This is a genomic window from uncultured Aquimarina sp. (assembly GCF_947500065.1).
GTDB lineage: Bacteria > Bacteroidota > Bacteroidia > Flavobacteriales > Flavobacteriaceae > Aquimarina.
In genome coordinates, this window is the sequence record NZ_CANMQT010000002.1 from 1,030,219 (window position 1) to 1,039,274 (window position 9,056).

Here is a 9,056-nt window from a genome sequence, read left to right on the forward strand (position 1 = left end):
TATACTAGGGGTTTGAATTATAATAAATATAACAAATCTATAAGAAATAAAGTTGTAGTTTTATAGATTACTGAAAAAGAAAAGGCAAGAAGTATGGGTAATTTCGAATTCATAAAAGAGAAATTAGAACAATTTATCAAAAAATTTTATTTGAATGAACTAATAAAAGGAGTAATACTGTTCTTTGCTATTGGTGTGTTATATTTTTTGATTACACTTTTAATTGAATATTTCTTATGGTTAAATAGTACTTGGCGTACGATATTGTTCTGGTTGTTTATCGTGGTAGAACTATCGCTTTTTATTAAGCTAATCATGCTACCAATAGCTAAGTTATTAAGAATAGCTAAAGGAATTGATTATGTGAATGCTTCTAAAATAATAGGAAATCATTTTCCTGATGTAAATGATAAATTATTAAACCTCTTACAACTTAGCGAGGACAGCAGATCATCGTCATTATTGTTAGCGAGCATAGAGCAGAGGTCAATACAATTGAAGCCGATACCTTTTAAATTGGCGATAAACTTTAAGAAGAATGGTAAGTACTTAAAGTATGCATTGATACCAATTGCTGTTTTTTTACTAGTAAGTTTGTTTAATAAAAACAATTGGTTTTCAGAAAGTTACGATCGAGTTGTTAATTATCAAACTGCTTACGAACCACCAGCGCCTTTTCAGTTTTTTGTGGTTAATGAGTCATTAAATGCTTTAGAAAGTAAAGATTTTGTTTTAGAGGTTAAGACAACTGGTGAGGTTGTTCCAGAAAATGTAACAATTAGCTATAATGAGGAGGTTTATTTTTTGAAAAATACAGGTGTCGGTGCGTTTCAGCACACATTTGTTCAGCCTAAAAAGCCTATTGATTTTGTGTTATCTTCTAATGAGGTTAGTTCAAGAGAATATTCGTTAGATGTTGTACCAGTTCCAACGTTATTAGACTTTAGAATGGAATTGGATTATCCAGCATATACTCAAAAGAAAGATGAGTTTTTACAGAGTTCAGGTAATGCGGTAATACCAGAAGGAACTAGGGTTATATGGAAAGTAAAGACCAGAAATACGGATAAAGTAAATATGGTTGCAAATGATTCCGCGATGATTTTTGATAGGAAGGAATCTGATTTTTATTATGAAAATGTATTATATGCAGATTGGGATTATCAAATCACAACTTCTAATGGAAATATTAATGATTATGATAACCTTTCTTTTAATATAAATGTGGTAAAGGATCAATATCCGGAGATTAACTTAACAGCTGAAAAAGATACTGTAGATAATAGCACTATGTATTTTTATGGAAGAGTAAGTGATGATTATGGTCTTAGCAAGTTGAGGTTGGTATACTATAATAGTAATATGGAAACGGATAAAAAGAATGAGAATTTGGAAGTAAATAGTTCTGTTTTTGATGAGTTTGTTTTTGCGTTTCCAGGGAATCTTGTCTTAAAAGATGGTGTTAATTATGATTTTTATTTTGAGGTTTTTGATAATGATGCAATACATCAATATAAAGGCACAAAAAGTCAGGTTTTTAGTTTTAGAAAGTTAACAGATAAGGAAGAGGAAGATAAAAGATTAAATGAACAAAGTGAGGCGATATCTGGTTTAAATAAATCATTAAAGAAATTTAAAGATCAAGAACAAGATTTAAAGGCGTTGAGTAAGTTGCAAAAAGAGAAGAAGCAATTGGATTATAATGATAAAAAGAAGCTCGAAGATTATTTGGAGAGACAGAAAGAGCAGGAGAAGATGATGCAAAATTTTTCCAAAAAGCTTAAAGATAATTTGGAGCAATTGGATGACAAAAAGGAAGAAGAACCGTTCAAAGATGCGTTGAAGGAAATGATGGAACGGAATGAGGAAAAGTTAAAGAAAAACGAAAAGCTTCTTGATGAAATAAACAAGCTTGCAGAAAAAATGCGGAAAGAAGAGTTGACGGAAAAACTTGAGGAATTAGCAAAAGAAAATAAAAATATTAAGAAGAATTTAGAGCAATTATTGGAGTTGACTAAGAGATATTATGTCATTGAAAAACATGAGAAGTTAGCTGAGAAATTGAAAGATCTATCTGAAAAGCAAGAAGAGTTATCTGAAAAGAAGGAAGAGGAAAACACCAAAGAAAAGCAGGATGAATTAAACAAGGAGTTTGAGGAATTTCAAAAGGAAATGGATGATCTTAGGAAGGATAATAAAGATTTAAAAAAACCAATGGACCTGGATCAGGATAAGAATGAAGAGGATGACATTAAAGAAGAACAGAAAAAGGCTAGTGACAATTTAGAGAAAAAAGAAAAGTCTGAGGCAAAGAAAAATCAGAAAAGCGCTGCGGAAAAGATGAAGCAAATGAGCAGCGGAATGCAAATGCAGATGCAAATGGGAGGTGGTGAACAGCAGCAGGAGGATATGGAAATGTTAAGGCAGATCTTAGATAATCTTGTTGATTTTTCAATAGAACAGGAGGAGCTAATGAAAGGTTTTAAAGGTATAAATATTGATAACCCAACATATTCTACTAAATTAAAAAGACAAAGTATACTCCGCGAAAATTTTATTCACATTGATGATAGTCTATATGCACTGGCTTTACGTACACCACAGATATCAGATAAAGTAACAGGAAAGTTAACCGATATAGAATTTAATATGGATAAATCGCTGGAGCGTTTGGCGGAGAATCAGTCTATTCAGGGAATAGCGAATCAGCAATATGCGGTAACTGGATCGAATGATTTGGCTTATTTTTTAAGTTTAACTTTGGATCAGATGCAAAACAGTATGTCTGCGGCTGGTAAAGGTGAAAGTGGAAGTAAGTCACAAGGCTTTCAGTTACCAGATATTATTAAAAAACAAGAGGAGCTGAATGAGAAAATGAAAGAAGGAACAGAGAAAGGTAAGGGTGAGAAAAAGAGTGAAAAAGAAGGAGAATCTAAAAGTGAGGGATCTGGAGAAAATGGTGAAAAAGGTGAGAACGGAAAGAGTGGAAAAGGTAAAGGAGGTAATAAAAATGGAAAGGACGGAAAGAACGGAAAGAACGGAAAAGAGGGAAAAGGTGAGTCTGAAATGCAAAAGGAAGATATGAATGGAGAATTGTATGAGATCTATAAACAACAACAACAATTGAGAAATGCGTTACAGGATAAGTTGAAGAAGGAAGGCATTGGCAAAGGAAAAGGAAGCGAGTTGTTGCGTAGAATGGAACAGGTAGAAGGTGAGTTGTTGGAGAAAGGTTTTAATAATGAAACATTAAGCAAGATGTTGGATTTGAAACATGAATTGTTAAAGCTAGATGACGCTACTTTAGAGCAAGGAGAGGAAGAAAGAAGAGAAAGTAAAAGTAATACGAAACGCTTCAACAACGACAATAGTGAGCAAATACTTAGAGCAAAACAATATTTTAATACTACTGAAATATTAAATAGACAAGTATTACCTTTGCGGCAAAATTATAAGCGCAAAGTTCAAGAATATTTTAAGAAGGTAAATGATTAGTTTTTTTTATGAGTCCGTTGAGTTTGATTTGAAGGAGGAAGCAATTTCTTCTTGGTTAAACAAAGTTATTATTTCTGAGAAAAAGAAGGAAGGAGAGATTAGTTTTGTTTTTTGCAACGATGATTATTTGCTGAAAATTAACCAAGAATTTCTGGATCACGACACCTATACGGACATAATAAGTTTTGATAATAGTTTGGGAAATGAGATGTCTGGAGACATCTTTATTTCTGTTGACAGAGTGATAGATAATTCTAAAGTTTATAACGTTTCTGAAGACGAAGAAATGAAACGTGTTATGGTTCATGGAGTCTTGCATTTTTGTGGTTACAAAGATAAAACGGAAAAGGAAAGTTCTCTTATGAGACTAAAGGAAGATGAAAAACTAGCGATGTTCCACGTGGAACATCGCTAGTTTTTCATTAATATTTTGTTCCACGTGGAACAAAATAGGGTTTAAAAATTTACTGTTCCACGTGGAACAAATGATAAGATAGTATGTTTGATAAGGAGTATGATGTTATAGTAGTGGGTGCTGGTCACGCTGGAAGTGAAGCTGCGGCGTCAGCCGCAAATTTAGGCTGTAGCACTTTGTTAATTACGATGAATTTGCAAAACATTGCTCAGATGAGTTGTAATCCTGCCATGGGCGGGATAGCAAAAGGACAAATAGTTAGAGAGATAGATGCACTTGGCGGGTATAGTGGAATTGTAAGTGATAGAACCGCTATACAGTTTAAGATGCTAAATAAATCAAAAGGACCCGCAATGTGGAGTCCTCGCGTACAAAGTGACCGAATGCGTTTTGCCGAGGAGTGGAGGATGTTGTTAGAGCAAACTCATAACCTAGATTTTTATCAAGAAATGGTGAGTGGGCTTATCGTTAAAAATGGAGAAATAAAAGGTGTGCGAACTTCTCTTGGTATAGAGGTAAAAGCGAAAACTGTTGTTTTAACAAATGGAACATTTCTAAATGGTTTGATTCATATAGGTGATAAACAATTTGGTGGTGGTAGAGCAGGAGAAAGAGCGGCTACAGGAATTACGGAGCAACTTCTGGATCTTGGTTTTGATTCAGGAAGAATGAAAACAGGAACACCTCCTAGAGTAGATGGAAGATCGTTAGATTATTCCAAGATGGTTGAACAACCAGGAGATGAAAGACCAGAGAAATTTAGTTATACAGATTTATCTAAACCATTAACGAATCAAAGGTCATGTTATATGACGTATACTTCTCCAGAAGTTCATGATTTATTGAGAGAGGGTTTTGATCGTTCTCCAATGTTTAATGGAAGAATAAAAAGTATAGGTCCTAGATATTGTCCATCTATAGAAGATAAGATAAATAGATTTGCTGATAAGGAAAGGCATCAGATGTTTATAGAGCCAGAAGGATGGAATACGGTAGAAGTATATGTGAATGGGTTCTCTACATCGCTGCCAGAAGATATTCAGTTTAAAGCATTGAGATCGGTTGTTGGTTTTGAAGGAGTGAAATTTTTTAGGCCGGGTTATGCAATCGAATATGATTATTTTCCCCCAACTCAGTTAACGCATACATTAGAGACTAAACTTGTATCTGGTTTGTTTTTTGCTGGACAGATTAATGGTACTACTGGATATGAAGAAGCCGCTTCTCAAGGATTAATGGCAGGAATAAATGCCGCATTAAAAGTTAAAGAGGAAGAAGCTTTTACAATTAAAAGAAGTGAAGCATATATAGGTGTTTTAATAGATGATTTGATCACAAAAGGAACAGAAGAACCATATCGTATGTTTACATCTAGAGCGGAGTATAGAACTTTGTTAAGACAGGATAATGCTGATTTCAGATTAACACCTATGTCTCATAAAATAGGATTGGCCTCTGATGATCGATTAAGAAGAATGCAAGAAAAAGAAAGTAAGTCTAAAGCTTTTGTTCAATTTTTTAAAGAGACAAGTGTAACACCAGAAGAAGCAAACCCCGTTCTTGAAGAAAAGAAATCTTCATTAATTAATCAAAGTGGTAAGATGTTTAAATTATTTGCTCGACCACAAATTACATTAGAAGATATTAAACATTTCGAAAAGGTTTCTGAATACATCAAAGAAAATGAATTGGATAGGGAAGTTTTAGAACAAACAGAAATACAGGTAAAATATTCAGGTTATATCGAAAAGGAAAAAAATAATGCTGATAAACTAAATCGTTTAGAGAATGTTAAAATACCTAAGAATTTTGATTACACAAAATTGAAATCGCTTTCGTACGAAGCTTGTGAGAAAATGACAAAAATACAGCCGGCAACAATTTCTCAGGCATCGAGAATTAGTGGTGTTTCTCCTAGTGATATTTCTGTACTTTTAGTCTATATGGGAAGATGAAAAAAGGATTATTTTTTACACAAGAAAAACCTTTTAAGGTGAAGATACTTGGAGTTTTGATTTTTGTGATTATTGGTTATTTATTAATTAAAGGAGATAGTTCGTTATCACAGGTTTTGATTTTATTGAGTATTGGGATTACGCTATTGGGTTATTCTATTTCTTATGAAGTTAAAAAAGGTTTCGATGTCTATAGACATTTTATGTTTTTAGGTGGGACAATTTATAAAGCTAAGACGGATTTGGATTTTCCTGAGTATATATCTGTTTTTTCCGCTTCTTTTAAACAAGATAATGAATGGGGTACCGTTTCTGCTTTAGGAACACAAGCAAAACAGAATTCATTTGTAATTAGACTGTTTAATGGAAATAATAGATTCACACTATTTAAAACCAGTAATTATCAAAATGCAATAGGTAAGGCAAATCAGCTTAGTGAATTATTGGGAGTAGAGATTCATGATGCAACAAAACCATAGTTCCACGTGGAACATTTTTTATTTAGCTGGTGTTAGATCGAAACTCGTTTTTTTAGATAAAGTTTTATAGACATTAAAAATAAGATTAAAGAACAAGATTATATTAATATTTCCTCAGGCTAGTAATGAATAAAGAAAATTTAGATTTATATATAGAGTGTCAAGATCATACTGTATCAGGTGAAAATTTCAGATTATATAAGGATAAAGATCATGATATGTTGGTTACACTCCCCAAACCGGACGGCGAAAGTTTAGGGAGGTATTATGAAAGTGAAGATTATATTTCTCATACAGATGCTAAACGGAGTCTTTTCGAAAAACTATATCATATAGTAAAAAACTATTCACTTAATAAAAAAGTAAGACTAATATCTGATTTAAACAAAGGAACCGGAAACCTCTTAGATATAGGTGCAGGAACAGGAGATTTTTTGGTGGAAGCTAATAAAAAGAACTGGGAGGTTTATGGAGTAGAACCTAATTCGAGTGCTAAAATATTAGCAGAAAAGAAAGGAATTATTTTACAATCGAACACAGATGGTTTAGTTTCTAATAGTTTTGATGTGATTACGATGTGGCATGTACTGGAACATGTTCCAGATTTGTCATCTCAGATAAAGGAGTTAAAACGATTACTAAAGCCTGGAGGTTATTTGGTGGTGGCAGTTCCTAATTTTAAATCATATGATGCAAGTTATTATAAATCTTTCTGGGCAGCGTATGACGTGCCTAGACATCTTTGGCATTTTTCTAAAAACTCTATACAAACGCTTTTTGAGAAAGAAGGAATACGGTTGGATAAAATTGTTCCTCTAATTTTTGATTCGTTTTATGTTTCTCTATTATCAGAAAAACATAAAAATGGAAAAATGAATTTTGTAAAAGCTTTTTGGATAGGCTTGCTTTCAAATGTTAAAGGAAAGCAGTCAAAGGAGTATTCTTCTCACATCTATATATTAAAAGGACTGTAATTTTCTTTTTTAAGAGGTTTTAAGGCTTTTTTAAACCACGTTTAGATAAACTGTCTTGTTTTTTTTCAAAAAAGCCTTAAAAGAGCTCATTTTTGATCAATTTCTATTGTTTTTTACAATGGCTTCTTTCTTATTCATTGTTTTTTCTTATATCTCTTTAATTTGATGAATGAATGGGTATAACATCACATGAACTTTGATATTTTTGCGCAGAACTAAATTTTAATATAATGAGAAATTTTATATGGGTTGCAATTGCATTAATAGGAATGACTTCTTGCAATCAACAAATTGAGAAAACAGGTTATGTAAATAACACGAAAGTGGTATCTGATTTTAATGAGATGAAAACCGCTAAGGATAAGTGGACAAAAAAGAATAATGAAGTTAGAGCTGAGTTAGAAGAAAAAGCGAAGCAATTTCAGATTGAGGTGCAGGGATATCAGAATATAATGAAATCTATGTCTACGGCTAATAGAGAAAAGAAGGAGCAGGAGTTATTAGTAAAACAACAAGGATTACAAAGAGAGCAGCAAACTAGAATGCAAGAGATTCAACAAGGTAGTCAAGTAGAAATTGATTCTATTATCGCTAAGGTTGAGAATTTTATAAAAGAATACGGTAAGAATAATGGGTACACGTATATTTATGGAGAAACCGAAGTAAAGAATATATTTTATGCTAAAGAGGAATTAGACCTTACTGATAAAATTATATCAGAATTGAATGGTGATAAAACCTCAGGAGAGGAAAAATAAACATTCAACTCAGTAATATAAGTCCCTACTAAATTATGGTTTAGTAGGGTTTTTTTTAGATAATTTGAGGGAATTTTCCCTTAAAAAATATGCTTTCACTCTTCTTGTTATGGTTCAATTTGGGATAAAATAGAATTTTAATTAGTAACTTTATAACTGTTTTGCTGCTTGAGTTTTAACTTTAAAATACTGCTTTCTATGAAGAAAATTTACGTATTGTTTGTTGTATTTTCCTTTTTATTATCCAGTCATTTTGAGCTTAATGCACAGCAGATTAGCATGCCTGGATTTTATGTGTGCACGGCAAGTTCTTGTGATAGTAGTAATACCAGACCGATTGCGTGTGTAAATCAAAACACACCTAATCGTGCAGCATCAGCAGAATATAATGGACCCTCAGGGTTTTTTGATTCCGGAACAGTATTCATTTTAGAATTGTCAGATGCTAATGGTGTTTTTTCTGATGAAACGACAAGGGAATTAAAGCGTATTCAATCCTCTTCTTCTTTAGGGTCTGGTGCTGAAATCGATTTTGGATTATTTGATATGCCTCAGGATCTTAAAGGAGAGAATTATAGTATGAGAATTAGGGTACCAGATCCAGAATTTATTGGAGATATTACAACGGGGATCCCGATTTATTATTTTGACTCTAGTGATGAAGGAGGAGCTACTTTAACAGGTCCTAATATTGAAGCAAATAATGTAGCACTTTGTCAGGGTGAACCAGTAACGCTAACAGCACTACCCGAAGGTTTTCCTGCCTATATTTGGAGACGTAACGGAACTGTTATTTCTGGTGAATCATCTAATATATTGGAAAATGTAACACAACCAGGAGATTATAATGTGGAAATTGACTTTGGTTCTTGTAGTAGCTCTTTCAGTTTCAACTCAGCAAATACCAATGTTTTTCTTTTTGATACGAACAATGTTTTTATTAATGAGGAAGGCGCAGCACCACTATCATTTTGTCCAGA

At 32.9% G+C, this 9,056-nt stretch carries 6 protein-coding genes and 1 pseudogene; all 7 read left to right on the forward strand.

The features are described 5' to 3' along the window. Window positions 1–150 precede the first annotated feature (150 nt). Window positions 151–3,495 carry a DUF4175 family protein gene (locus Q0975_RS10035; RefSeq protein WP_366888523.1) on the forward strand — a complete coding sequence of 1,115 codons (3,345 nt, stop codon included), beginning with the start codon at window positions 151–153 and terminating at the stop codon, window positions 3,493–3,495. Further along, window positions 3,488–3,910: an rRNA maturation RNase YbeY gene (ybeY, locus tag Q0975_RS10040; protein WP_299435867.1), complete on the forward strand. Its 423-nt coding sequence runs from the start codon at window positions 3,488–3,490 to the stop codon at window positions 3,908–3,910. Before Q0975_RS10035 ends, ybeY begins: the two co-directional genes overlap by 8 nt. A gap of 83 nt (window positions 3,911–3,993) precedes the next feature. Then, complete coding sequence (gene mnmG / locus Q0975_RS10045; protein ID WP_299435870.1) at window positions 3,994–5,865, forward strand: tRNA uridine-5-carboxymethylaminomethyl(34) synthesis enzyme MnmG; 1,872 nt, start codon at window positions 3,994–3,996, stop codon at window positions 5,863–5,865. Beyond that, window positions 5,862–6,344 carry a hypothetical protein gene (locus Q0975_RS10050; RefSeq protein WP_299435873.1) on the forward strand — a complete coding sequence of 161 codons (483 nt, stop codon included), beginning with the start codon at window positions 5,862–5,864 and terminating at the stop codon, window positions 6,342–6,344. The genes mnmG and Q0975_RS10050 overlap by 4 nt, the downstream gene beginning before the upstream one ends. 125 nt (window positions 6,345–6,469) lie before the next feature. Further along, window positions 6,470–7,318 (forward strand): class I SAM-dependent methyltransferase, encoded by an 849-nt coding sequence (locus Q0975_RS10055; RefSeq protein ID WP_299435876.1) that lies wholly within the window; start codon window positions 6,470–6,472, stop codon window positions 7,316–7,318. Window positions 7,319–7,548: 230 nt separating this feature from the next. Beyond that, window positions 7,549–8,076 (forward strand): OmpH family outer membrane protein, encoded by a 528-nt coding sequence (locus Q0975_RS10060; protein ID WP_299435879.1) that lies wholly within the window; start codon window positions 7,549–7,551, stop codon window positions 8,074–8,076. A 198-nt stretch (window positions 8,077–8,274) separates the two neighbouring features. Further along, window positions 8,275–9,056: pseudogene (locus tag Q0975_RS10065) on the forward strand (hypothetical protein); the annotation flags it as partial.

Coding starts and splice junctions, on each gene's coding strand:
- Q0975_RS10060 (WP_299435879.1), top strand. CDS start 7,549: ATGAGAAATTTTATATGGGTTGCAATTGCATTAATAGGAATGACTTCT.
- Q0975_RS10050 (WP_299435873.1), top strand. CDS start 5,862: ATGAAAAAAGGATTATTTTTTACACAAGAAAAACCTTTTAAGGTGAAG.
- Q0975_RS10055 (WP_299435876.1), top strand. CDS start 6,470: ATGAATAAAGAAAATTTAGATTTATATATAGAGTGTCAAGATCATACT.
- mnmG (WP_299435870.1), top strand. CDS start 3,994: ATGTTTGATAAGGAGTATGATGTTATAGTAGTGGGTGCTGGTCACGCT.
- ybeY (WP_299435867.1), top strand. CDS start 3,488: ATGATTAGTTTTTTTTATGAGTCCGTTGAGTTTGATTTGAAGGAGGAA.